The organism is Cognatishimia coralii, from assembly GCF_037478305.1.
Taxonomy (GTDB): Bacteria; Pseudomonadota; Alphaproteobacteria; order Rhodobacterales; family Rhodobacteraceae; genus Cognatishimia; species Cognatishimia coralii.
In genome coordinates this window covers 33,304-57,051 of the sequence record NZ_JBBGAZ010000007.1, presented here as the reverse complement: position 1 = coordinate 57,051, position 23,748 = coordinate 33,304, and the positions used below count along the sequence as shown (strand labels likewise).

The following is a 23,748-nucleotide window of genomic DNA, read 5'->3' as shown; positions in this document are numbered from 1 at the left end:
AAAAAGAAGGCGCAGAGCCGCTCTTAATAAAGTCCCTCGGCATCCTGTTCAGAGCCGGATGACGCGTCATGGCGCTGTTGCGGGCGGAAGAGCTCATGCGGCGTCCTCCGCGATAAATTCTGCGCCTTTCCAGCCGATCATCATGCTGGGCGCATTGGTGTTTGCTGATGTGACGGACGGCATAATGCTGGCATCGGCCACCCAAAGGTTTTCAACGCCTCTAACGGACAGCCGTTCTGAAACCGGCCCGCCCAAACGCAAGGTGCCGACCGGATGATAGGCCGTGCCACAGTTCGCGCGGATGTGCTCTTTCAGTGCGTCCCCTTTGACAGCTGCGCTGGGATAAACCTCCGGCGCGCGTCGAGTGCCGAAATCCGCCGCCTGCAATAAGCCGCGAAGCCTCTCGAGCCCGGCAGCCAGCGTCTCAAGATCATCAGGGTCTTTGAGCAACCCAAGATCGATCAGAGGCGCGGCTTTTGGATCCTTGGACGCAAGACTAAACCGTCCACGCGATTTCGGGCGACACAGGCACACATCAGCGAAATATCCGGACTTCTTTTGAAACCGGGGACCCATGTGGGCCAAATGGAACGGAATGAAATGGCTTTGCACGTCAGGAGCTTGATCTACGCCGCGGGCATTGAAAAACATGCCGCCCTCAACGGTTGGAGACGCAAAGGGGCCTGTGCGCGACAGCGCATACTTAAACGGAGCCAATGCCCAATTGAGCCACTGCGCCGCTTCTAGCCCATATCCCGAACCCGCTCCTTCGAAATGCAACCCAACACCCGGATGGTCGTGCAAATTCTCACCGACCTCGGGCGCTCCTTCGCGGCAGTCGATACCAAGTTTTTCAAGATCGCCCTTGGGGCCAACACCCGACCGCATCAGAATACCCGGGGACGCAACCGATCCAGCGCTTAGGACAACGCCCTTTGACACACGGATTTCGCTACCGTCGACAAGGACGGCACCTACGGCTTTGTCTCCGTCCCAGAGCAAGCGATCCACATGGGCATCCGTGCGCAGCTCGACCAACTTGCCAAGATTCATTGCACGCGCTGCCGAGTTTCTGCGGCCGCCGACCAAGTTATAGGCAAACACACCAGAGCTTTCGGTCTCGGGCGTTGGGGGTGTTTCTGGGAAAACTGATGAAAGCCCCGTCGTCAAAGGATGCGGTGTCGCAAGACGGCTTGGTTTTAGTGCGGCCTCAACTGCTTCAAACGCAGGCGCGACCTCTTCATAGCTCCAACCCGGGACGTTCCAATTGTCGAAATCATCCCGACGGCCACGGAACCAGACCATCGAGTTGATCGATCCAGACCCGCCGACCATCCGCCCGCGTGGCACTTTGATTTCGCGGTTTCCAGCGGCCTTTTGCGGAGTGGATGTAAAACACCAATCCCGCTTGCTGCCCATGACCCAAATTAGCCCCATCGGGGTTTGAACCAGAGGATGGCGATCACTTGGCCCCGCCTCGAGCAAGAGCACCGACCCAGCCCCTCGTCGCACCAATTCGGCGGCCAGAACACAGCCCGCCGAACCGGCACCTATGACAAGGAAGTCCTTCATCAGCCTTTGACAGCCCCCGCGGTCAGGCCGCTGACAATCTGGCGTTGGAAGAACAGGATCAGCACAAAGAGAGGTGCGGTCGCCGACACAACGGCTGCGACTGCGAACATGATGTTGCCCTGCACCTGAACCGAGCCAAGGAAGCTTGCAACGGCAGGTACCATGGTCTCATTCGGTTTGCTGAGCAGCATCGAGGTCACCGCATAGTCGTTATAGGCGAGCAAGAAGCTGAACAGACCAGTGGTGATCACGCCCGGCCACATCACCGGCACGATCACATGACGGAAGGCTTGGAACCGGGTGCAACCGTCAACCATGGCGCTTTCGTCCATATCTTTGGGGATGTTCTTGAAGAAACTGTGCAGCATCCACAATGTGAACGGTTGGTTGATCGCCACGAGCACAATAATAGCCGTGCCCTTAAGCCCCCAAATATTCCATTCAAAGAACGGGAGCATATAGCCCGAGACCAGCGTGATATGCGGCATCGCACGGAAGATCAGCGCGGCCATCAAGATCCAGAACGCATAGCGGAAACCAGAGCGCGCCAAAGCATAGCCACCAAGTGTGCCGAACGTCAGCGAGATAATCACCGTAAAGAACACGATGACCATTGTGTTCAGAACGTTGCGCCAGAAGGATTCCTGAACCCATGCGCCATAATACCCGTTGCCGGTGAAGGCGCCACCGGTCTCGCGGGTGGTGAAGACACCATAAAGCGCGTTGGTCCAGTCCGCCTTAGAGAAAAAGTCGCCCTGAACCTTAAAGCTGCCCCAGAAGGTCCAAAGGAAAGGGAAAGCCGCAATCACGAGCCAGGTGATCACCAGCGCATAAGAAACGATCTTGAACGGTGTAAGACGGTTTTGTGCCTGAGTTGCCATGATGCGTTCCCTTAATGAGACTTAGCGTTGAAGTCGCGCCATGTGCGGATCAACACAGGTGTGAGAAGGATAGCGACGCCGATGATCGTCAGGATCGAGGTCGCGCCTGCCGATGCATAAAGCGGGTTGCCTGCTTCGCGCAGATCGCTCCAGATGAAGATACTCAGCGATTGGGCGTGGGCCTCGGCGTTAAAGCTGACGATCGGTTCAAAGACGCGGAAGTTGTCCATCAACAGCATCAGGGTCACGAAGGACACCAGCGGCATGAGATGCGGCACGACGACGTGGATCATGGATTGCCACTTGTTAGCCCCATCAATCTGCGCGGCCTCAAGCGTGTCTTTGGACACGGTTTGCAGCCCCGCATAAAAGGTGATGAAGCTAAAGGGCAGCGTGTGCCAGATCCCGTAGACGATCAGCGCGATCCACATCAGCGGGGTCGACGATTTGATCGTCAAACTCGGGTCATTAAAGATGTTCTGCAGCGTCGCGCCAATAATACCTTCGCCGTCCAGCATCCACGACAGGATCATCGAGCCAACGACTGTCGCCACAAGGAACGGCAACAGCGAGATAAAGATCGCGACACCGCGGAAGGCACGTGGGAGGTTGTTCACGCCAACCGCGATTGCCAGCCCCAGGATCAGAACCGCTGGGGTTACAGTGAAGGTGTAGGTCAGAGTAAAGATCAGAGCGCGATAGAACTTCAGATCCATCAATCCATTGACAAAAGAGGCAACACCAGTCGACTCGCGCCAGATCTCGGCTACTTCGGCGGATGCCAAGTGGGACCGGTCAAAATATGTGCTGAGGCCGTTAAAGCGACCCAAGGGTTTCTCTTCGCGCAGCGCTGCGGTGGCCTCTGCGTCAATCGATGTGGTTTGGTTACAGCCAAAAGGCCCGCAGCTTTCGGAGACAACAAGCACCTGCTCGTGCTCAACGAAAAGCGATTGGATAAAGACCGAAACAATCGGCAACGCGATAAACAGGATCATGGCCGAGAGCGTCGGCAGAATGAACCAAAAGAACGTGCGGTGTTTCATGTCCTAGACCTTTTTGGCATGTCAGAAATCAGAGGGTGAAGGGGGCCGAAAAGCCCCCTTCCTCAGGCTCTTAGTTCAAGAAGCCTGCTTCTTTCGCTGCGGTCACATAGGCCGCTTCGACGTCCGCCAGCGCGTCTTCTGCGCTCTCGGTGCCTTTGTAGAAGTCAACCAGTTCAGACCCCAGTGCGTTGTGCATCAGGTTCACGAATGGGATCATTGGGTAAGGCTTGGCCCCTGCATTTGCAGTCGCGGACACACCTGCCGCCGCTGGACCAGGCTGGAAGCCGTCGATCAGCCAGATGGCTTTGTCGTTGTGCTCTTTCATCAGGTCTGCGTTCAGGCCGCTAACCAGAGCTGCAAAGCTTGCTTCGGCGTCGGCATCAGGCACGTTCTTGGCAATGGTCACACCATCCCACCACAGAGTCGCCGCTGGCGTAGATCCACCGTTTGCGGTTGGCGCCATCGAGAGCAGAGTGTTCTCGGTGACATCTGCAGTAGAGCCTTCGTCATCCAGAACCGCGCCACCGCGAGAGCCCCACATGATAGCCATTGCCGCTTGACCTGCTTCCCAAAGTGCCTGGGTTTCGTTGGATGCATGGCTGAGGTGATCTGGGTGGGTGTACTCAAGCAAGGATTTGATCGAGTTCAGCGCCGCGACACCTGCTGCGGAATTCACTGCTGGCTCAGCCGTACCAGGCTTGAACAGCTCGCCGCCGTTTGCGAAGTAGAACAGGTTGAAGATCTCGCCAACGTTCCAGCCGACTTTCATGTTCATCGCAATCGGATATTCCATGATGCCTGCTGCACGGATTTTTTCTGCCGCGGCCACCATTTCTTCGACGCTGGACGGAGTGCCTTCGACGCCCGCTTGCGCGAGAATGTCGGTCCGGGTGAAGAGGTGCTGAGAGTTCGCCATGAAGGCAATCGCCATAACGTTACCGTCAATGGTGATCAGCTGATGCGGCTTGAGGTTTGCACCGTATTTGTCGACCAGATCGTTCAGAGGACGCACGAGGTCATCATTCATCAACTGAGTGAGCGTAGAGTTCGCCACGATCACGCTGGTATATTCCGCCGGGTTTGGCGTCAGCGCTTGGTTCATCATGTCGCGTGTATCGTCACGCAGGTTGATGGTGAACTCGCCCGCGCTGCCAGAGCAGTTTGCTTCGGCCGCACCAGCAACCGCTTGGATCGCAGGAAAGTCTGACCCGAGAATACGGACCGACGCGCCATCAGGACCACACATTGCGTGACCACCTGCATAGGCAGAGGTCCCCAGTAGAGCTGACATTGCACCAGCAACCATTACTTTCTTTAGAAACATGTCTTTCTCCCTGTTTCTTGTCATTTTGGATGCGTCTTGCAATCACGCACCCAGCGAAAGACGCTTATTAATTGCGCCATATTTCAGGGGCTTACCCCCCTACACGCTCACCTGTTTCAGCATCAAACAAGTGGCAATGTTCCATTGGAACTTTGATAGAGACGATATCTCCAATGTCCGCGCGATAGTTCTTGTCAGCCTTAACGCTGACCAAAGAGCCACCGATCCGGACCGAAACCATTGTCGCTTCGCCCAAAAGTTCCATCGTATAGATCGGCGCGTTGATTTGACCGCCGCTTTCCACAACTTCGGCATCCTCTGCACGGAAGCCCAAAGTCGTTTTCGCGTCAGGTGCCGTGAGGCCTTTGACCTCTACGCCTTCCGCCTTGAATGTCCCGCCTTCTACCGCGCCATCCATCAAGTTCATGGCCGGGTTGCCGATGAAGCTTGCTACAAATGCATTGGCTGGGCGGTCGTAGATTTCCGTTGGGCTGCCAACCTGCTGCACAACCCCCTGCTTCATGACCACCACGCGATCCGCGAGGGTCATGGCCTCGATCTGGTCGTGGGTCACATAGATGGTAGTTACGGCCAGCTCGTGGGAGAGATTCTTGATCTGCGCTCGGGTCGAGACCCGCAGTTTTGCGTCAAGGTTGGACAGCGGTTCGTCCATCAGGAACATATTCGGTTCGCGCACAATGGCGCGGGCCAAAGCAACACGCTGACGCTGACCGCCAGAAAGCTCGGCTGGCTTGCGGTGCAGGAATTCGTCCAGTTCAACCATCGCCGACGCGCGACGCACTTTTTCGTCGTGTGTGCTTGGATCAACGCCGCGCACTTTCAGTGGAAAGCGGATGTTCTCGTAGACGTTCATGTTCGGATAAAGCGCATAGCTTTGGAACACCATCGCTACATCTCGGTCCTTGGGCTCCAGATCATTGACCCGCGTTCCGTCGACCAAGATGTCGCCTTCGGTTGCATCCTCTAGGCCCGCGATCATACGCATCGTCGTGGTCTTGCCGCAGCCAGACGGCCCCAAGAGCACAAGGAACTCTTTGTCAGCAATCGTAAGATTGAAATCATCAACGCCAACGAAGCTGCCCCAGCGCTTGCTGAGGTTCTTGAGCTGGATTTCGGCCATGAAGGCTCCTCCCGAGTGTCATCAATGCGATTTTTGCATACGCTTGCAACAGGGTAGACTCGGGTTCCGGATTTTGGCAAGAAGTTTTTGCAAACGTGTGCAAAAATCCATCAAAGGGAGAGGTCGTGTGGTCGACTTTCAAGCGGAAAAACATTTAGTTAGAGAATACTATGCTGCTTTGGACGACGCCGATTCTGGCGAAATAGCTGGTGTTCTGGGTCAATATATTTCAACGGACTATCTGTGGCGCGGCTTTCATCCCTTTAACGAAATGACGGACTCGATTCGTGTAGCCTCAGAATTCTGGGCACCCCTGAAAATATCCTTAAAACGGCTTCAACGGCGTCAGGATGTCTTCATGGCGGGCAAGAATGAAACCGACGGCTTTGACGGCACATGGGTTGTGTCCATGGGCCACCTTATGGGGCTCTTTGATGAACCTTGGCTTGGCATCGCGCCGACGGACAAGATGGCCTTCCTGCGGTATTGCGAGTTCAACAAGGTCGCGGGCGGCAAGATCGTCGAAACCGCCATGTACTTCGATATCCCGCATTTGATGATGCAAGCGGGTCTAAATCCCTTCCCGCCTCAAACCGCAGCGCATCTGGTTCAGCCCGGGCCTATGACGCATGATGGATTGCTCTTTGATGCGCAACCAAAGGCCGAAGGTGACGCGACCCTTGCGGCGATCAACGCGATGATTGGCGATCTGGGCACTTGGCAACTTGGACTGCCACTCGAAGAAGAACTGGCGCGGACATGGCACGACGACATGATCTGGTGGGGGCCAGCCGGGATCGGTGCGACCTACACAATCGAGCGCTACGCCAAACAGCACTCCGGCCCCTTCCGCGCGGCCTTTTCTGAAAGATCCAAGACAAACCACATTTGCCGCATGGCCGAAGGGCACTACGGCGGTTTCTTTGGCTGGCCGAATTTCACCGCCCGCCATGATGGCGGGTTTATGGGCATGCCTGCCAGTGACAAACATGGCGAGATGCGCGTGATCGACATCTATCGCCGCGAGGGCGACAAGCTGGCCGAGAACTGGATCTTCATTGACCTTCTGCATTTCTGGAAAGGCCTTGGCGTCGATATACTGGCCCGCATGCAAGAGGTGCCCCGCACATGATCGACGCCCATCACCATCTCTGGGATTTGAACGCGGTGCATTACCCTTGGCTGATGGCCCAAGGTGTAGAACGCTTTTTCGGAGATCCCTCCCCTATTCAGCGCGACTACCTGATCAATGAGTTCCGAGCTGAGGCGAGTGCCTGCGGGATCACGGGATCCGTACACATTCAGGTGGGCGCAGAGGACCCGTTGGCCGAGGCAAAATGGGTTCAATCGGTTGCCGACGCCACGCCGGATTGGCCAATGGCGCAAGTTGTGTTTTGTGATCTCACAGCGCCGGACCTGTCTACTCAACTGGATGAATACCAGCGGCTTTCAACAGTCAAAGGTGTGCGCCAAATCATCGGACGAGCGCCTGGCGAAGATGCGGTGACAGGCACGAACGACTTGCTGGACAACCCTTTATTCCTGAAAGGTCTTAATGAAGCGGGTGACCGCGGGCTGAGCTTTGACTTGCAGCTTATTCCGGAGCTCATGGAGAAAACCGCCACCGTAATTGCACAGGCACCTAATACGCCCGTCGCGCTTTGCCACGCAGGCTCCCCGCATGATCGAACGGAAGCGGGTCTGGCCAATTGGGCGCGATCATTGCAGCATCTTTCAGACCTGCCTCATGTGACTTGCAAACTCTCTGGACTTGGAATGTTTGAACACAATTGGACGCAGGAAAGCCTCGCGCCGATTGTAGAAGACGTCATTGGGCAATTTGGTCCGGATCGCGTCATGTTTGGATCGAACTTCCCGGTCGACAAACTCTATTCGGACTATCAAAAAATGTTTGAAACCCAAAGAGCCTTGATCCCATCAGACCACTACGATCAGGTCTTCAATTCAGTGGCGCGCGCCTTTTACTTTTAAGCCTGAACGTTAACGGGCGAGCGCAAGGCAAGCACAACTGCCCATCAAGAAGCTGCGGATGCAAGTTCGCGTTGCCAGACGAACCTTTTCTACGCACAAAGCTTAGTGGCATTTACTTGCGAACTCGGGCCGACGCCGCATGACGCCGGGCCCGATCTGTAATCTGCCACTCACGGGTTATCGATTGATGTCGTAGCGTGCCATAGCCATTGTAGAGACATCCATCATGCCCATGAACTCTGCCGCCGCTGGGGCCGACCCAAAGCTGTCCATAGAGGCCTGCGCGGCCTCGGCACTTTCCCAGTGCACAATCGCGATCCAACCGGTGTCAGTCGCACCTGTTTCGCGCGACACAAAGCCGGGTTGCAGACTCACGTGTTCAGCTTCGACTTGCGCATCGACGATGGCAAAGGCCTCGTGAGTCACGCCGTCTGCCAGTTCAAACGTCGCAATTTCGACAACTTGGGCGATTTTGGTTTCAGCCATTGTGACGTTAGCTCCTGTGATAAAGGCAAGTGTTGTCAGAAGTTTAAGCATGCTTCAGGCCCGATCTCAGCGGGTCCAATACTCTGGGATCAGGCTCAGCAGGAACTCTCCGGTATAGGCTGGGAAGGCCGCTTTTAGCTGCGCGATGGCATCATCTGGCGAGGCGGCAGAGTTCATGACCTCGTCCATCACGCGGATATAGGCGATGGCGGTGTCCAGATCGCCGCGCGTCGTCGGCAGGCCATGACCCACCAGCAGGGTATCAAACGCGGGATCGTCGCTCATCTCTTGCAGGGTCGCGATCCAATTGGCGCGGTCTGTGCCGGGGGCGAAGTAGACGCCGTTGTAAACTAGGTCCTGCACCACAGCGACTTGCTGCTCTGGCAGAACCGAGACCAGCATATGGGGCGCTTCAACGTCTTTGTAGTGACGGAATTCGACCTCAACGCCGGACAAGGTCGTGGTCCCAACCGTGATATCTCCGCCGGTCAGTACATTCACAGGCTCCGGCCAATTGCCACCGGTTGCCTCAGCGCGCATGCCCTCGCGCACTTCAGGCAATGTCGAGAAGCTGACGCCTTCGATGAAAGACGCGCCACCCCAATGATCAGGATGCTCATGGCTGAGAACCGCCAGACCAACAGGCTTGCCTGTTGATTTGATCAAGGCGCTAACCTCTTGTGCGGTCGGCGGTAGCATAGTCGCGTCGACCACCATCAGTTGATCACCCAGGTCGATCACATGGCTGGTGACATTCACGGTCTGCGCCGGCGAGACGTAAGTGTGAAAATTAACGCCCGCTTTTGCGAAGGAATGCACGGTGCCTGCGGGCAGCTCACCTTGCGCCTTGGCGATGGTTGGGGTCAGCCCCGTGCGCAGCAGCGCGACTGCGCCAGCGGTGAGCGTTGCGCCTTTCAGCAGGTTGCGACGGGAAACTGTTGTTTCAAGGGACATCGGGTTTTTCCTTTACTCGTTATTGCATTTTCTTGGGTCGTTGACAGGCAATGTAGAGCGGGCTTATCGTTTCGATTAGTGAACAATACTTGCATTCTGATTTCGAAATATTGGAAAGATGATCGACGACTTCAAAGGATTGGCCGTCTTTGTTGCCGTGACCGAAGCAGGCAGCTTTAGCGCTGCGGGGCGGCGGCTTAATCTGTCGACCTCGGTGGTAAGCCACCATGTCTCGCGGCTGGAATCCAAGCTGGGCGTGTCGCTGTTTTTCCGTTCCACCCGCGCGCTGTCTTTGACCAGTGAAGGGCACAAGATCCTAGACGCTGCGAAACGCATGGTGAGCGCTGGCAGCGAGGCGATTGATGCCTTGGCCGGAGAGATCGACCAGCCGGTCGGCGCTCTGCGCTTGACGATCCCGGCCTTTGGACAATACTCCCCCATGCATCGCGCCATTTGGGCCTTTGCAGCGGATCATCCGCTGGTGTCCCTGACGGTGCATAGTCTGGACCGACAGGTGGATCTGGTGAGCGAAGGCTATGATCTGGCGATCCGCTTGGGCAAGCTCGTGGACAGCAGTCTTAAGACCAAACGAATCGGCATGTTCCGTCGTGTCATGGTCGCCTCGCCACAGTATATGGCGACACGCGCGCCCGTTAAAACGCTGGAGGATCTGGCGCAATGCGACTTTGTCGGGATCGCGATGCTGAGCAATGCGATAACGCTGATGAAAGACGGCGAAAGCGCGACGATAGAGGTCAAACGGCTGCGCCTTGAAGTCGATACAATCACAGCAGCGATTGCGGCTGTAAAATCAGGGCTTGGCTGTCAGCATTTGCCAGAGGCGGAAATTGAAGCGGAACTGCAAAACGGCGCATTGGTCGAGGTCCTGCCAGATTGGAAATTGCCTGACCTTGGTGTCTATGCGGTTTGGCCCGAAAGTGGTCCGCAAAAACAATTGACGCGACGCATGCTCGACTACCTCGTCGCGGTGAATAAGGGCAGGACTTAAGGCCCTGCCCTTATAATTTGGACTACATAGCGCCAACTTCTTTGTAATAGCGCGCAGCACCCGGATGCAACTCCATCAGCCCGCGTTTAGACGCCGCGAAGTTGATGTCCAACGCCTTGGCCCAGGGTGCATCAGAGGTCACCTGCTCGATGTTGTCCCAGAAGGTCTTGGTCAGCAGATAGACAGTTTCTTCGTCGAGATCGCCCCGCACGCCGATGCCGACGGCTGTGTCAAAAGAAATCACAGTGTCTTCGTTCTTTTGACCACCATAGAGGCCCGGTTCGATATTGCCGCGATAGCGCCATTTGCCGAGGAACTTCTCTACGGCTTCGCCCTGATCATCTTCTGGGCCGATGAACCGCAGGTCCTCTGTTTCTGTGAACTGAATGAAGTTGCCGCATGGGTCGAGACAGCCGTTCACATAGACGTCGATTTTTCCATCTAGAAAGGCCTGGAAACCAGTCTGCCAGTTGGCCTTGATCGCGTCATAGTCTTCGCCCGCGACCAACCCCGTTGTGGATTCAATCCACCCGCGCGCCGCGTTGTAAGCGCCGCCGCCCTGTGGGCCCAAAAAGACCGATGCGCCTTCGAGGTCATCCAGAACTTCGATGTCGCTGTCCGCACGCACCGCGAAGTGATAGGCGCCATAGGGGAACCACATCAGCAGGGACAAGTTTTTGCTAAGCTCAGGTGCTTCGGCCTGTTTGGCGTACATGGCCTTGCCCGCTGCCATCAGGTTGTAGACAACTGGGCTGGTCATAGACATGTCGAGGTTGCCGCGCGCGACTTCCATCATATGAACCGTCGCCGCGCCACCGCCTGAAACCTCAATCGAGATGTTGTCGAGGTTATCCGTGACCACATTGGCGAAGGTCGCCATCGTGACGGCCTGCCCCAAACTTGGGGCGATCGTGGCCATTTTTAGGGTCGTCTCTTGGGCTTGGGCAAAGGATGCCAAAGCGAGACTTGTCGTAAGTGCAGTAAGTGTCAAACGCATGAAGTTCCTCCCGTTAAATATTTGCGTTTCATGAAGTTTTTACGTCCACTGGCGACGGCTCTCCTCCTAAGAACCGATGCAAGATGACTAGGCCCAGACCGGCGCAGGCCGCTGGGATTGCGATGATCATGCCGGGAACCAGCACAAGGAAGCCGACGGCCACGCGCAGCAGGCGTTCAAGACCGTTGAGTTTGTTCTTTTCAAACCCTGTGAGGGCCGAGCTCAGCAGCCAGATTGCGAGGGTGAAGGCAAAGATGATCCATCCCAGATCCAACCAGGACACCGTCGCGATATCGATCATAGCCTTGGAGTTTGGCAGGTCTCCGCCAAACCAGACGAACAGGATTTGCAGCTGATAAAGAACCGCTGGGTGATAGACAAAGACGAAGGGGATCAGAAAACCTGCCAGCGCCAAACGGGCGGCCTGGAACCCGGTTTGAACTGGATCTGCTCCGGCGATGGGTGCGGCGGCAAAGGCGGCTAAGGCGACTGGCGGTGTGACCGTTGAAATCACCGCAAAGAACACAACGAACAGGTGCAGCGTCAGGGGCGGAATGCCCACCGCGTCAATCCCGGAACTGAGCGCAATCACGATGATGAAATAGGTCGCGCCCGGTGGTAGGCCCATCCCAAGCACGATAGCCCCCAAGGCGACGACGATCAGCGTCGAAAACAAAGGTCCACTGGCAAGCTGTGCGAGCAAGAGCGAGAAACGCCCGCTGAAGCCCGAGACTTGGATAAGTCCCACGATCAGTCCAATCGCAGCTACAATAATGATGATCGCCGCCGACATCCGCCCTGCGCTGACAAAGGCCTGATAGATGCTCGGCCAGTTGCGGAATCCTTTGAACAGGATGAGTGCGCACGCGAGGGCAACGACGAAGCCGTAGAAGCCTGCTTTTTGCACAGAGGGTTGCGCGAAGAGGAAGTAGCTCAGCACGCCGAGGGGTATGATAAACACAAGACATTGCACAAGCTCGCTGGAGCTCAGCTTTGGGCGATCTTCGGCAGGCAGCGGGCCCACACCTTGGCGACGCGCCTCGAAATAGACGGTCATGAAGGTCCCCAGATAAAAGAAGGCCGCAGGGACAATCGCAGCCACCACGATGTAGCGGTATTCCAACCCGATCTGGCCCGCAACAAAGAAGGCCACAACGCCCATAACCGGAGGCATGACCTGCCCACCCGTCGACGCAGCGGCCTCGACCGCAGCAGAGAAGGCTGGTTTGAAACCGGATTTCTTGATGACCGGAATGGTCATGACGCCCGTGGAGACCACATTGGAAATCGCAGCCCCGCTGAGCGTCCCAAAGAGCGCGGAGCTTGCGACTGCCGCATGCGCCGCACCGCCCGTGAAGCGGCCAGTCAGTCGGTTGGCGATCTTCATCAGCAAACCGCCTGCCCCACTGGCCATAAGGACGGCTCCGAACACAATGAAAATCAAGACGTTACCGGACACAACCTGAAGCGGTTGCCCGAACATGCCCCCCGTCTGCGCCCAGAAATTCAGTACCATCGAGCGCATGCTTTGCGAGAAGCTGGACTCGGAACCCGCAAGGATCCCTGTCCAATCTGGCAAGGCTCCGCGGATGAAGAAATAGACTACCCAAAAGAGGCAGAAACCCACAATAAAGGTGCCAAACATGCGCCAGGTCAGAAACAGCACTAGGGCCGTGGCCAGTGGAAAGAGGATGAAATCCTGCGGGTTTGCTGAGGGCAACGCGCCTCCGTCCACGGCAAAGAGCCCCGCGATCCAGAAGAACAAAACGCCTGCGGACAAACCAGCACCAAGCCAGCGAGCCCAGTTTGGTGTGTCTGCGACGCAAAGGTAAGAGATCACGAATGCAAACAACAAAGGCAACCCGAGGATCAGGCCCGTGGGCAGCAAAAACCCTTGCTCAAAGCTGCGGAACCCCGCGCCGAGCCAGTGCTCGCGGAACAACATCCGTTGATCGCGGCGTGACAGCTCTTCGAAATCCGGTGTGGTGGCCTCAATCACCCAACGCACGAATTCCGACATCGGACCCGAGGCCGCGTAGAGCAAAATTACCAGAGTGAAGACAAAAGCAAGGCTGTCACCAAGGCGTTTGATCAGGCTTGTGTCGCTCATGAGGTTTCTCCTTCGCGGAGTTTCTTGGCTTCCCAGAGGTAGGTGTTGCGTGCGGTTGCGTTGATTTCGGTTTCAGCCAATGTCACCATCGTGTCGGCCTTGAGACCCTGTGCTGGTGCTCCCAATGCGATCAGGTGATCGCAAAGCTCTAGCCGCCATTGCAGATCCTCTGCTTGCTTGGCTTGTTCGAATAGCGCTTCCACACCGCCTGCCAAATCCGCCATGTGTTGTGCGCGTTTGGCCGAGGACAAAGTGCCCAAATGCGTCGGGTTACCGTCATACCAGCCCAAAGTACCCGTCGCGAAGGCGCGCGCTGACCAGGAGGCCTTGCCATAGAACTCGCCCAGCCACGGTTTGTCGGCGAGGTCGTCCGGCAACGTCAGCGAGGCCGCGATATCGTCCATCGAATGCCCCGCATCCATGCCGTCTGCTGTGTGTTGCATCACATGCAGGATCGCTGCTCGCGTGGTCATTAGGACTTCGCGTACCTTTTCCGCGCCGAACACAGGTTGCGTGTGACCCGGCGCAAGAACCTCTGCACCAAGATCCGCAAGATTTCCAAGTGTTTCCGCCCATTTGGCGAAGTCACGATAAGGCGTGCCGCGGATCGCATAGAGGTTTGGGAAGGCATGATACCAATTGTCTCCGGGAAACAGAATTTTCGCATCTGGCAACCAGACCGCCATATGGTCGGCGGTTTCTCCGGGCGCATGAATGAGGCGCGCCGTGACGCCGTCGAGGTCGATCTCCTGATCGTTGGAAATAAGCTGGTTTGGCGGGATATGCCCCGCGCCCATGCCCTCCATCGGGCGGTCTCCAGGCCCGCAGCCAAGTGAAATCCGTTCTGACGGTGACAGGCCAATGCCAAACTGCGCCATTGTCCGGCGACCCAAGGCTTTGTTGGGTGCAATGCGGGTTTCATCCTGGCCGACGAGATCAGAGCTAAAGCCCGCACTGGCTAGGATCGGCACGTCGCGGCCTTCGCTAAAGACCGTCGCGCCAGAAATATGATCGCGATGGCTGTGCGTGTAGATGATCTGTTCGATTGGCTTGTCCGTCAGCTCGCGAAACGCCGCGAGGACATTCGTGGCGGCACCGGTGCTCTCAGAGGTGTCGATGATCGTGACCGACGTCTCGCCCTCTATCATATGCTGGGTGGAGGCGGCGAAACCGACCGCAGTCCAAACACCCGGCGCAAGCGTCACCACATGCTTTTTGAACTGCGTTTCGTTGTGATCGATTAGGCGATTGTTGGGCATTAAGTCATTCCCCCACATATCTTTTTTGAGCAGACCCGCGATAGGCCGCAATCAGGTCATCAGACACCTCAGAGCCGTCCACCAGGAAGGGCAAGATGCCTTTTCTAAGCGACGCGCCGCGCATTGCGCGGATGTCATCATCAGACTTCGTGACACGCTGCGCACTGCGCCGCGCCCATTGAAACAGCAAGCCATAGAGCCGTTCGATCTCGGCCTCATGGCCCTCAGTTTTGGCCAGATCGATGAACTCCTCGGGATCATTTTGCAGATCAAACAGCATCGGACGGAACCCGCCCTCTGCGTGCATCATTTTGAACCGCCCATCAAAAATCATGAACAGGCGGCACTCGCTGGGCTCTAGCCCTAGTTTTACAGCTTGCGGAGTCACAGAATAATCGTATTCCGAAACAACGAAATCCCGCCACTCAGGTTTCTCACCATGCAACCATGGCTCCAGAGACCGCCCTTCCAAGATATGCGGCACGGCCTTTCCCTTAGCGGCATCTAAAAAGGTCGGCACCAGGTCAATCGACTCGACCAAAGCATCACACACTGTGCCACGGGTCGCATCGGCCTCGGGACGCGGATCATAGACAATCATTGGGATTTTGACCGAAGGATTGTGAAACAGGTCCTTCTCGCCCATCCAATGATCGCCGAGATAATCGCCATGGTCCGAGGTAAGCACAATCATTGTGTCTTTGAGGCGATCCGTCGCCTCTAGATGATCCAACAAAATACCCAGTTGATCATCGCATTGCTTGATCAGGCCCATATAGGCCGGGATCACCTTTTGACGCACATCCTCGCGCTGAAAGGCCTGACAGATCTTGTTGTCCATATAGGCCGCGTAAACAGGGTGCGCGTCCTCTTGTTCGACAGCGGAACGCTGCGCGGCGGGCACATGGTTGGCGCCAAACATGTCGTGATAAGGCGCTGGCACGATATAAGGCCAATGAGGTTTGATATAGCTGACATGCGCGCACCAAGGGCCTTTGGCCTGGTCGATAAAATCAATCGTGCGTTGGGTCAGCCAAGGCGTTTCGCTGTCCTCTTCGCGGATATTTGCAGGCTTGTCGGCGTTCTGAAACATCCAGCCAGAGGCGATGTCACCTGCATCATCAACACCCGCGTTGGCATGGCTCGCCCAGGGGTTCTCGGCCTCATACCCCTTTGATTTCAGATATTCGTTATAGGGAGAGCGACGTTCATCATAAAACCCGTCGGGCCCCTGCCCCCAAAGCCCATCATCGCGGATCCAGACGTCAAAGCCGCATTCCGCCTGACGCGCTCCAATTTCGCTGTCGGGGCTTAGGCCAAGCCGCGCCAGGCCTTCGGCGTCGGCTTTCATATGGGTCTTGCCGATCAGCCAACAATCCATGCCCGCGCGGCGCAGGTGATCTCCCATGGTCAATTCGCCGACGCGTAGCGGAAAGCCATTCCAAGCGGCCCCATGCGAGGACACATAGCGGCCAGTATAAAAACTCATCCGGCTGGAGCCACAGACCGGCGACTGCACGAATGCATTGGAAAATCGCACGCCCATCTCTGCCACGCGGTCAAAATTCGGCGTATGCAGATGCGGATGGCCCGCGCAACTCAGGTAATCAAACCTGAGCTGGTCATACATGATGAACAGAATGTTCATCCGTCTCCTCCCTTTTGGTTGAGCGCCTCCGAGCTCAATCTTGAGATCAGTATTGTCCAACTAGGATGCATGATCTAATCTGCAGTCCACTAGGTGGACCGATGTCAGAAACTCCAAACCAAGGCTCTTCCAAAACCATTCGCGCCCTTGATCGGGGGCTGCATATTGTCGAGCTGTTGTCGCGGCGTGGGCATATGTCGTTGGCGGATCTGCGCAAGGCTTCAGGCCTGAGCAATCCGACGCTCTTGCGTATTCTGCTGACTTTACAAGAACGTGGCTGGGTGCGACGCAACATTGTCGAAGGTCGCTTTGAACTTGCGCATTCCCTTGGCAAGCTGCTGGGAGACAACGCCCGCGCGCATCCGCTTGCCGAACTGGCCGCACCGTACTTGCTGGACCTTATGGGGCGACAAGCTGGCTGGCCGTCTGAGATTTGCGGGATTGTGGATGCGGGACGAATAGAGATTATTGAAAGCACCCGCTTACGCGGTCCAATGGCTTTGACGAGAACCGCATTGGGGGTGCGGATTTCCATGGTCATGTCCGCCCATGGGCGCGTGGTTCTGGCCTTTTGCGACCCGGATGAACGGCAAAAACACATTGAAACTATTCGACAAATCGGCACCAAAGAAGAAGTACTTTGGATCGACTCAGGCAAGTTCGACGAGGAAATCGCGAAGACACGGGCGCGTGGGTTTGGGCTTCGTGAAGCGAACTACTGGCAACCTCCGTTTGACCCCGGCCCAGAACTCGCGGCGATGGCTGTGCCGATTTTGTCAAAGACTGGCGTGCATGGTTCGATCAGCCTGATTTGGGTGGCCGCGGACATGGAACTTGACGAAGTTCTCGCGCTTGGGTCTTTGCAAGATCTGCAAAATGCCTCGGCGCGGATTGGCGTGTCGCTTGATCGCGCCAAGGTAGACGCGCCGAGTTTCGTTTAGACCCCGGCACGACCCTTCACGTTAGGCTTAGCCGTTTAGCCCCAAGGCATCGCTCATGCCCATGGCGCTCATGCCGCCATCAATCACGATGTCTTGCCCCTTGATCCAAGCGCTCTCAGTTGACGCCAGAAAGACGATGACATCCGCGATCTCTTGCGGATGACCGGGGCGCCCAGCGCGCGCAATTGCGTTCGCGGCCTTGGCCCCAAAGGCCGCTTTGAAGTCATCCAGAATGCCGGTGCTGACAGCCGCAGGGCTGACGGAATTCATGCGCAGCCCGCGCGCGACCATGGCTTCGGTCTGGGACATCGTGTAAGCGATCACCGCTTCTTTTGAGAGGTTATAGGCGCGCACATGTTCGATCTCATGCTTTTCAATGAAACCGCTCACCTCTTCGGCTGAACTGGCCAACAAGGCCTTTACCTCGTCCAGATTCTCGCGCCATTGCGCCCCAGCGCGGGAGGCGACATTGACGATAGAAGCCCCCTCGCTGAGCTTGTCCAGAAAGCCCTCCAGAAAACTGCGAAAGCCGAAAAAGTTCACCCCAAGGATTACCTTTTCCAGCCCTTCCCGAGGTGGCAGGCCCGCGTTGTTGATCAAGGCGTCAAACGGCCCCTCTGCCATGGTCAAAGCGATCGCAATGGAACTTGGATCATTCAGATCCGTCTTGATCCAGCGCGCGACATTTTCCGACGGCTCAGAAATATCAAAAGCCGTGACGTGATGGCCTTGCGCCGTCAGCTTTTTGGCAACCTCGGCCCCGATCCCAGTTGATCCGCCTGTGAGTGCGATCCTCATGTGAACTCTCCCCTATACGCGTACGACTTTCAGCTTTGTCTTCAGATCTGTGCGGCAGAAGGCATGCAAGAAGCAAGTCTGCTCGGAGATATCCAGCATCTCTTGCGCGGTCTCGTCGCTCTCGGACGTCTCGAGGTAGACGTGGGTTTCAATCGGATCGGCTTCGCCCGCTTTGCCTGTGCCACCGGATGCACCACCAAGACTGAAATGGGTGTCCTGAACGATGCGGTAATCCGGCAAATCCAGTTTCAGCATCGATACAAACCTACCAAACTGGGTCATGAAGCAAAACCCGATGCCCGCGCTGATATAGCTGTTGGCGTCAGGAGCACGGCCGTCCTCGGAGCTGAGGAACCGGAAGGATGTGCCATAAGGCGAATATTGCATCTGTTGGATGTCTTTGATGCCATCTTCGCGCAGCACAGCGACAGCGCCGATATTCAGGCGACGGTCCTGTTCATCCGCCAAAGACGACGCTCCAGCCGACGTACCCATGACCACGTCTTTTTTAGGTGTCGGTCCAATAGGTTCCATCAGGGTCAGATCGCTGGTCTCGGCCTCGGATTTCGCGAAATGGTTGCCGGGATCGGGGAACAAGGCTCCGTCAAGTTCGGCGACTTTGGCGGTAGGCAGTTCGGTGCCGTTTTTACCCAGTTTGAACAGGCTTTCCAGCTGGCCGCGCATCAACCCGTTCAGAGGCGAGGCATGCACCGCGTTCATCAGAAAGGTCGTCAGATCGCCATCAGACAGATCACAGTCGATCTCAACCCGCAGTTCCACCGGCTCCGCGCCGCCCACCATGGTGCGCTTGGGCATCGAGCCTTTCATTGTGTAGTAGTTGTCTTGAATAAGCCGCAGCTTGCGGATCTCGACGCCTTGTTTTTCGGCCAAGGCGACGATCTCGTTCATGTAGCTTGCGACCATACCCGTCGACAAAAACGCAAGCGGACACGGCGCAGCGTCATGGCCGTTCAGATATGGGCCTTCGTCTGACACCAGACGCCACGTTTCGCCGGTCTTGGCAGAGCGCACCAGAGCCTCTTTCTGAAACCCACTCAACGATCTTACCCATGTGCGCAGCGCATCGCCTTTGCGGTTTTCGGGGGCGTCGATAGAAACCGCATCCGCATTCGTCACCTTAAAGAACGGCGCGACACCTGCGGTGCCAATGATATTTTCGCCAATAGTTGCCATCTGTGTTTACTCCACCAAAAATCCTGCGGGGGCCGAGACCGAATGCGGTTCTGCAAAGGCCAACACGCCGTCATAGCCAAGGTTGCGGCCAATGCCACTTTGTTTAAATCCGCCAAAGGGGCCGCGTCCGTCCTGTGCCATTGGGCCGTGGCCGTTGACATAGGTATAGCCTACTTCAAGTCGCCGCGCGAGGCGCATGACGCGCTCTGAGTCCTGGCTCCAGATCGAAGAGCACAGCCCAAAGATGCTGTCGTTGGCCGCCGTGATCGCCTCGTCCTCGGTGCTGAATTTCATGATCGGCAAGCAAGGGCCGAATTGTTCGTTCTTCACCATAGAAAGCGCGGGATCGGCGTCATAGACAAGCGCGGGCCTTTGGAAATAGCCGCCACCGCTATAAAGCTCTTCGTCAGGCACCTGCCCGCATTCTTTTAGGTCAGCCCCCTTCGCGCGGGCTTCGGCAATCATATCGGTGACGACCTTGAACTGGCGAGCGTTGTTTACCGGGCCCATGGTTGTCTCGGGCAGTAGCCCATCGCCAATGACCGCGCGCTCACAGGCTGCCGTAAAGCCATCAACCACGTCGTCATAGCGGCTTTCGTGCACATAAAGCCGCTTCATCGCCATACAGATCTGACCCGAGGATCCAAAGGCACCCCAGTACATCTTGTTGAAGGCCTCTTCGTCGAGCACCGCATCCTCAAGCACAATCGCCGCATCATTGCCGCCCAGCTCCAGAGTCACCGGCGTCAGGTTTTCCGCGGCGACTTTCATGACGTGTTTGCCCACGCCAATAGAGCCCGTGAAATTCACCATCCGCACCAGCGGGTGGCCGGTCAGAGTATCCCCGATCTGTTTAGCGTCTCCGGTGATGATGTTGATCACGCCGGGCGGCAGTAGGTCTGCGATGATCTGCAACGTCAAAACCGGAGCCATTGCGCTGTCCTCGGACGGCTTCACCACCACGGTGTTACCTGCCACCAGCGCCTGTGGCAGTTTCGCCCCAAGGATCGACAAAGGCCAGTTCCACGGCACGATCAAGGCTGCCACACCGCGTGGTTGCCGCATAACGACAGTGTCAAACTGAGGTCCCACTTCTGCGGGCCCCATCACCTCGTCAATCGCCATGCGCTCGCCATAAGCGGCGGCCTGCATGAACCGGTCTCCAAGGCGGGACATTTCCAGAAGGGTTTCACGTGCGATCTTACCGTGCTCGCGGGTAAAGAGCCGCGAGCGGTATTTGACGTCGTCTTCGTCGGCAGTCAGCGCTTTGGCGATCTCGCGCAGTTTTTCGGCGCGAGCTTTGTAGCCAAGCTCGGCCCAGGCCGGAAAAGCCGCATGGGCGGCTTCGACCGCTGCGTTCATGTCCTCTTTGGTGGCCGCTGCGGCGTGGCCCACCAATTCCGAAGGACGTGCGGGGTTATAAAGATCATAGGTCGCGCCGCCAGACGCGGCACGCGTTTCGCCATTGATGACGATCTCGGTCGTGATGATTTGGTCCATATTACTCATGACAATCTCCTTGAGCGTCAGTCTTCAAAAGGCAGCCCGATGTACTCATGTGCCAAAGCGTGTTGCGCTGGCTCTGAGGTTAGAAGGAGCTGGTAATCGTTGGTGCGGATCTTGCGATCAAAGGGGTCTTCGTTCGGGAAGACATGCAAAAGCTTGGTCAGCCGCCACGAGATGTTTTCGGCCGACCAGATCCGGCGCAAGGCCATTTCGGAATAGCAATCCAGATAGTGATCCGAGCCTTCCTCGTAATGCGTCCTCAGCGCACGGCTGAGGTAAAAGACATCCGAGAAGGCAAGGTTCAGACCCTTGGCGCCCGTTGGCGGCACAATATGGCCTGCGTCTCCGGCGAGGAAGAGCTTGCCCCAGCGCAGGGGTTCGGAAACGAAGCTGCGCAGGGGCGCGATGCTTTTCTCAATCGACGGGCCGGTTTGAATTTGGTTCGCGTAGCTGTCTGGGAAGCGGCTAAGCAACGTGTCCCAGAAGCGTTGGTCAGACCAATCCTCAACCTTATCGGTCACGGGCGCTTGCACATAATAACGGCTAAGCATTGGATTGCGTTGCGCGGCCATTGCCATACCGTCGGAGTGGTAAGCGTAAATGAAATCTTGCAGTGGCGGCTTTTCGACCATGATGCCGAGCCAGCCAAAGGGATAAACCCGCTCGTATTCACGACGCACCTCGCGCGGCATGGCTTGTCGAGATGGGCCGTGGAACCCGTCGCAGCCGGCGATAAAGTCGCAGCGAATGCGATGCTGAGCGCCGTCCTTAGTGTAGGTAACAGACGCATCCCCGGTAATGTCGTGCAACGCGACGTCTTTGGCTTCGCAGATGATCTGCGCGTCGGCCTTTTCGCGGGCCTCATAGAGGTCTTCGGTGATATAGGTCTGCCCCCAGGCCCACATCTGTTTGCCGGTCCATTTCTTGACGTCGATAAAAAAGTCGTCCTGACCTTCCCAGACAATCAGCGTGCCGTCTTTAGGCTTGCCTTGACGGGTCATCCGGTCGCCGAGACCATGCTCGATCAGCATCTGTGCGGTCCCATGCTCCAGCACTCCGGCGCGGATGCGGCCGAGCACATAGTCTTTGGTCTGACGTTCCAAAACGATAGAGTCGATGCCGAACTCGGCCAGAACATGGCTCAGCATTAGCCCTGCGGGTCCGCCGCCGATGATGCAAACTTGTGTGCGGTGCTCTTGCATCAGAACTTCCCCTGATTGTTCCAATGTTCGGGCGCGAGAATTTTCTCCATCACGTCCCAATGCTCGACAATCAGCCCGTCTTTCAGGCGGAAGATGTCAAAGACACAGAAATGCGCATCGCCCATCTGCACATGGCTGAGCGTCACAACAAAATTCCCCTGCCCGATAAGCTTGTGCACCTTCCAATAGCGCATCGAGAGGCCTTTTTCGGCCAAACCCGCAGCGAAGGCGCCAAAACCATCCAGACCATCGCCAACTTGCGGGTTGTGCTGGTCATATTGCTCAGTCGAGATGAACTCTGTGACGCGGTCATAGTCGCCGCCGATCAGGACAGCTTCGCAGAATTCCGCGATCTTGGCTTTGTTGGCCTCGGATTGGTCGAAGTCCTCGATCTCGGTTGGTCCATCCACCATGCTGCGCCCCGATACGGTGGTGGTGGCGAACTCTTGGATGACGTCCCAATGCTCAATGACTTTGTCATCGGCATCCGTGTCAAAGAGGTCGCCCGTAACCCATTGGCTCTCACCATCGTTCAGGCTCTGGTAGACGTGCAGAAAGACATAGGGCCCGTCCTCAATCGCACGCACCACTTGGATGTCGCGGATCGGATTGCGCTCTAGAAACGGGCCGAAGAAATCCGCAAAGCCCTGCTGGCCATCGCCCACGCCGGTGGAGTGCTGCGTATAGCGCGCGCCCGTATGGGCGTTCAGCGCGTCCCAGATTTTGCCGTCTCGAATACCCTCAAGGTACAGCCCCTGGGCGTGTTCGATTTTGCGCGTCTTTGTCATGTTTTCTCCCTCAAGCGCGCGGCGCTTGCCCATAGGAACGACCATAGGCGGCCAATGTGTGTTGGTGAAACGAGCGGTCCACAGAGCGGACCGCTCTTGCAGAATTACAGCCCGTGGATGCCTGACAGGATGTGGCTGGACATGCCGCCATCCACCATCAGATTAGTGCCTCGGAACCATTTTGCGTGGTCGCTCAGGGCAAAGCTGACGACAGGGGCCACGTCTTGCGGCGTGCCCGGACGATCCATGACTTTCATGTCCTCTTCGGCGCGCGCGCCCAGTGTTTCGATGAAATCGCCCAGAATTGGCGTGTCCACAGGCCCCGGGCTGACGCAGTTCATGTTGATCCCGCGATCGCGCCAGCTCCAACGGTTCTGCATAGTCCAAACCACGAGAGCTTCTTTGGACAGAAAGTATGACCGCCCGCCCTCAGCGCCTTCCAAAGCATGCTCTGCGACGAAAGCGTCGATGTCATCTTCCAATGACAGTGCGAGCGCGGCCTTGCATTGCTCTACCGCGTTGGGCCAGCCAAATCCGGCCAGAGAGGCAAGGTTCGCAATCGACGCCCCATCCGCGAGCTTTGGCAACAGTCTCAACGTCAGCCGTTGCAACCCATAAAGATTGACTTTCAACACAACAGCGGCGGGCGCGGTTGGCGGGACACCCGCGATATTGGCGAGCCCGTTGAGGCCGCTTGGCAGGGCCTCCACCAGTGCATCAATGGACTGAGGATCGCTGAGGTCCGCTTGAAAGAACTGATCAACGCCCCCAGCCGGGTTGCGATCAACGCCAATGACATGTGCGCCTTGGGCCTTGAGGGTCTTAACGGTCTCGGCCCCGATCCCGGACGCCGCACCGGTGACAACATAGGTTTTGCCTTCGTGCATCATTCACTCCTATTTC

21 protein-coding genes are annotated in these 23,748 nt (G+C 56.8%); 4 read left to right on the top strand and 17 right to left on the bottom strand.

Annotated elements, in window-relative coordinates; all coding sequences use genetic code 11:
* Positions 1 to 93: 93 nt before the first annotated feature.
* The 5 genes from WG622_RS13030 to WG622_RS13010 all read right to left on the bottom strand — a co-directional run bounded on the left by WG622_RS13030 (position 94) and on the right by WG622_RS13010 (position 5,961).
* The gene (locus WG622_RS13030) at positions 94 to 1,572 is read right to left on the bottom strand and encodes a GMC family oxidoreductase (protein WP_339404002.1); all 1,479 of its coding nucleotides are present in this window, start codon (positions 1,570 to 1,572) and stop codon (positions 94 to 96) included.
* Entirely contained in the window at positions 1,572 to 2,453 is an 882-nt protein-coding gene (locus WG622_RS13025; protein WP_339404001.1) for a carbohydrate ABC transporter permease, read from the bottom strand. Before WG622_RS13025 ends, WG622_RS13030 begins: the two co-directional genes overlap by 1 nt.
* Before the next feature lie 11 nt (positions 2,454 to 2,464).
* Positions 2,465 to 3,496 (bottom strand): carbohydrate ABC transporter permease, encoded by a 1,032-nt coding sequence (locus WG622_RS13020; protein ID WP_339404000.1) that lies wholly within the window; start codon positions 3,494 to 3,496, stop codon positions 2,465 to 2,467.
* Between the two features lie 70 nt (positions 3,497 to 3,566).
* Positions 3,567 to 4,820 carry an ABC transporter substrate-binding protein gene (locus WG622_RS13015; protein WP_209355750.1) on the bottom strand — a complete coding sequence of 418 codons (1,254 nt, stop codon included), beginning with the start codon at positions 4,818 to 4,820 and terminating at the stop codon, positions 3,567 to 3,569.
* Positions 4,821 to 4,911: 91 nt separating this feature from the next.
* A complete protein-coding gene (locus WG622_RS13010) occupies positions 4,912 to 5,961 on the bottom strand; it encodes an ABC transporter ATP-binding protein (RefSeq protein ID WP_339403999.1) in 1,050 nt (349 codons plus the stop codon).
* A gap of 127 nt (positions 5,962 to 6,088) precedes the next feature.
* On the opposite strand from WG622_RS13010, the gene WG622_RS13005 reads away from it, so the two are divergent.
* The gene (locus WG622_RS13005) at positions 6,089 to 7,093 is read left to right on the top strand and encodes a nuclear transport factor 2 family protein (RefSeq protein WP_339403998.1); all 1,005 of its coding nucleotides are present in this window, start codon (positions 6,089 to 6,091) and stop codon (positions 7,091 to 7,093) included.
* Entirely contained in the window at positions 7,090 to 7,953 is an 864-nt protein-coding gene (locus WG622_RS13000; RefSeq protein ID WP_339403997.1) for an amidohydrolase family protein, read from the top strand. The genes WG622_RS13005 and WG622_RS13000 overlap by 4 nt, the downstream gene beginning before the upstream one ends.
* Before the next feature lie 177 nt (positions 7,954 to 8,130).
* Here WG622_RS13000 and WG622_RS12995 read toward each other — a convergent pair whose 3' ends face one another.
* Together WG622_RS12995 and WG622_RS12990 are read right to left on the bottom strand one after the other, a co-directional pair.
* Positions 8,131 to 8,439 carry a hypothetical protein gene (locus WG622_RS12995; RefSeq protein WP_339403996.1) on the bottom strand — a complete coding sequence of 103 codons (309 nt, stop codon included), beginning with the start codon at positions 8,437 to 8,439 and terminating at the stop codon, positions 8,131 to 8,133.
* A gap of 66 nt (positions 8,440 to 8,505) precedes the next feature.
* Entirely contained in the window at positions 8,506 to 9,393 is an 888-nt protein-coding gene (locus WG622_RS12990; RefSeq protein WP_339403995.1) for an MBL fold metallo-hydrolase, read from the bottom strand.
* Between the two features lie 118 nt (positions 9,394 to 9,511).
* Here WG622_RS12990 and WG622_RS12985 point away from each other — a divergent pair, with 118 nt between their 5' ends.
* A complete protein-coding gene (locus WG622_RS12985) occupies positions 9,512 to 10,402 on the top strand; it encodes a LysR family transcriptional regulator (RefSeq protein ID WP_339403994.1) in 891 nt (296 codons plus the stop codon).
* Between the two features lie 22 nt (positions 10,403 to 10,424).
* On the opposite strand, the gene WG622_RS12980 is transcribed toward WG622_RS12985, so the two are convergent.
* Genes WG622_RS12980 through WG622_RS12965 form a run of 4 tightly spaced genes read right to left on the bottom strand, consistent with a single transcriptional unit; the run spans position 10,425 to position 16,416 of the window.
* Positions 10,425 to 11,399, bottom strand: coding sequence for a TAXI family TRAP transporter solute-binding subunit (locus WG622_RS12980; protein WP_339403993.1), 975 nt, complete (start codon positions 11,397 to 11,399; stop codon positions 10,425 to 10,427).
* Positions 11,400 to 11,427: 28 nt separating this feature from the next.
* A complete protein-coding gene (locus WG622_RS12975) occupies positions 11,428 to 13,509 on the bottom strand; it encodes a TRAP transporter permease (RefSeq protein ID WP_339403992.1) in 2,082 nt (693 codons plus the stop codon).
* Positions 13,506 to 14,768 carry an alkyl sulfatase dimerization domain-containing protein gene (locus WG622_RS12970; protein ID WP_339403991.1) on the bottom strand — a complete coding sequence of 421 codons (1,263 nt, stop codon included), beginning with the start codon at positions 14,766 to 14,768 and terminating at the stop codon, positions 13,506 to 13,508. Before WG622_RS12970 ends, WG622_RS12975 begins: the two co-directional genes overlap by 4 nt.
* A gap of 4 nt (positions 14,769 to 14,772) precedes the next feature.
* The gene (locus WG622_RS12965; protein ID WP_339403990.1) at positions 14,773 to 16,416 is read right to left on the bottom strand and encodes an alkaline phosphatase family protein; all 1,644 of its coding nucleotides are present in this window, start codon (positions 16,414 to 16,416) and stop codon (positions 14,773 to 14,775) included.
* Positions 16,417 to 16,517: 101 nt separating this feature from the next.
* Here WG622_RS12965 and WG622_RS12960 point away from each other — a divergent pair, with 101 nt between their 5' ends.
* Entirely contained in the window at positions 16,518 to 17,357 is an 840-nt protein-coding gene (locus WG622_RS12960) for a helix-turn-helix domain-containing protein (RefSeq protein ID WP_339403989.1), read from the top strand.
* Positions 17,358 to 17,384: 27 nt separating this feature from the next.
* Here WG622_RS12960 and WG622_RS12955 read toward each other — a convergent pair whose 3' ends face one another.
* The 6 genes from WG622_RS12955 to WG622_RS12930 all read right to left on the bottom strand — a co-directional run bounded on the left by WG622_RS12955 (position 17,385) and on the right by WG622_RS12930 (position 23,732).
* A complete protein-coding gene (locus tag WG622_RS12955) occupies positions 17,385 to 18,155 on the bottom strand; it encodes an SDR family oxidoreductase (RefSeq protein ID WP_339403988.1) in 771 nt (256 codons plus the stop codon).
* Positions 18,156 to 18,167: 12 nt separating this feature from the next.
* On the bottom strand, positions 18,168 to 19,349 hold the full coding sequence (locus WG622_RS12950) for an OsmC family protein (RefSeq protein ID WP_339403987.1): 1,182 nt from the start codon (positions 19,347 to 19,349) through the stop codon (positions 18,168 to 18,170).
* 6 nt (positions 19,350 to 19,355) lie between these two features.
* Positions 19,356 to 20,858, bottom strand: coding sequence for an aldehyde dehydrogenase family protein (locus WG622_RS12945; RefSeq protein ID WP_339403986.1), 1,503 nt, complete (start codon positions 20,856 to 20,858; stop codon positions 19,356 to 19,358).
* Positions 20,859 to 20,875: 17 nt separating this feature from the next.
* Positions 20,876 to 22,057, bottom strand: a complete 1,182-nt coding sequence (gene pobA / locus WG622_RS12940; protein ID WP_339403985.1) for a 4-hydroxybenzoate 3-monooxygenase — start codon at positions 22,055 to 22,057, stop codon at positions 20,876 to 20,878.
* Positions 22,057 to 22,845 carry a nuclear transport factor 2 family protein gene (locus WG622_RS12935; RefSeq protein ID WP_339403984.1) on the bottom strand — a complete coding sequence of 263 codons (789 nt, stop codon included), beginning with the start codon at positions 22,843 to 22,845 and terminating at the stop codon, positions 22,057 to 22,059. The genes pobA and WG622_RS12935 overlap by 1 nt, the downstream gene beginning before the upstream one ends.
* Before the next feature lie 104 nt (positions 22,846 to 22,949).
* A complete protein-coding gene (locus tag WG622_RS12930) occupies positions 22,950 to 23,732 on the bottom strand; it encodes a coniferyl-alcohol dehydrogenase (protein WP_339403983.1) in 783 nt (260 codons plus the stop codon).
* Positions 23,733 to 23,748: the final 16 nt, after the last annotated feature.

Excerpts from the sequence above, each read along its gene's own strand:
- WG622_RS13030 (WP_339404002.1), bottom strand. The coding sequence starts at position 1,572 with ATGAAGGACTTCCTTGTCATAGGTGCCGGTTCGGCGGGCTGTGTTCTG.
- WG622_RS13025 (WP_339404001.1), bottom strand. The coding sequence starts at position 2,453 with ATGGCAACTCAGGCACAAAACCGTCTTACACCGTTCAAGATCGTTTCT.
- WG622_RS13020 (WP_339404000.1), bottom strand. The coding sequence starts at position 3,496 with ATGAAACACCGCACGTTCTTTTGGTTCATTCTGCCGACGCTCTCGGCC.
- WG622_RS13015 (WP_209355750.1), bottom strand. The coding sequence starts at position 4,820 with ATGTTTCTAAAGAAAGTAATGGTTGCTGGTGCAATGTCAGCTCTACTG.
- WG622_RS13010 (WP_339403999.1), bottom strand. The coding sequence starts at position 5,961 with ATGGCCGAAATCCAGCTCAAGAACCTCAGCAAGCGCTGGGGCAGCTTC.
- WG622_RS13000 (WP_339403997.1), top strand. The coding sequence starts at position 7,090 with ATGATCGACGCCCATCACCATCTCTGGGATTTGAACGCGGTGCATTAC.
- WG622_RS12995 (WP_339403996.1), bottom strand. The coding sequence starts at position 8,439 with ATGGCTGAAACCAAAATCGCCCAAGTTGTCGAAATTGCGACGTTTGAA.
- WG622_RS12990 (WP_339403995.1), bottom strand. The coding sequence starts at position 9,393 with ATGTCCCTTGAAACAACAGTTTCCCGTCGCAACCTGCTGAAAGGCGCA.
- WG622_RS12985 (WP_339403994.1), top strand. The coding sequence starts at position 9,512 with ATGATCGACGACTTCAAAGGATTGGCCGTCTTTGTTGCCGTGACCGAA.
- WG622_RS12980 (WP_339403993.1), bottom strand. The coding sequence starts at position 11,399 with ATGCGTTTGACACTTACTGCACTTACGACAAGTCTCGCTTTGGCATCC.
- WG622_RS12975 (WP_339403992.1), bottom strand. The coding sequence starts at position 13,509 with ATGAGCGACACAAGCCTGATCAAACGCCTTGGTGACAGCCTTGCTTTT.
- WG622_RS12970 (WP_339403991.1), bottom strand. The coding sequence starts at position 14,768 with ATGCCCAACAATCGCCTAATCGATCACAACGAAACGCAGTTCAAAAAG.
- WG622_RS12965 (WP_339403990.1), bottom strand. The coding sequence starts at position 16,416 with ATGAACATTCTGTTCATCATGTATGACCAGCTCAGGTTTGATTACCTG.
- WG622_RS12960 (WP_339403989.1), top strand. The coding sequence starts at position 16,518 with ATGTCAGAAACTCCAAACCAAGGCTCTTCCAAAACCATTCGCGCCCTT.
- WG622_RS12955 (WP_339403988.1), bottom strand. The coding sequence starts at position 18,155 with ATGAGGATCGCACTCACAGGCGGATCAACTGGGATCGGGGCCGAGGTT.
- WG622_RS12950 (WP_339403987.1), bottom strand. The coding sequence starts at position 19,349 with ATGGCAACTATTGGCGAAAATATCATTGGCACCGCAGGTGTCGCGCCG.
- WG622_RS12945 (WP_339403986.1), bottom strand. The coding sequence starts at position 20,858 with ATGAGTAATATGGACCAAATCATCACGACCGAGATCGTCATCAATGGC.
- pobA (WP_339403985.1), bottom strand. The coding sequence starts at position 22,057 with ATGCAAGAGCACCGCACACAAGTTTGCATCATCGGCGGCGGACCCGCA.
- WG622_RS12935 (WP_339403984.1), bottom strand. The coding sequence starts at position 22,845 with ATGACAAAGACGCGCAAAATCGAACACGCCCAGGGGCTGTACCTTGAG.
- WG622_RS12930 (WP_339403983.1), bottom strand. The coding sequence starts at position 23,732 with ATGCACGAAGGCAAAACCTATGTTGTCACCGGTGCGGCGTCCGGGATC.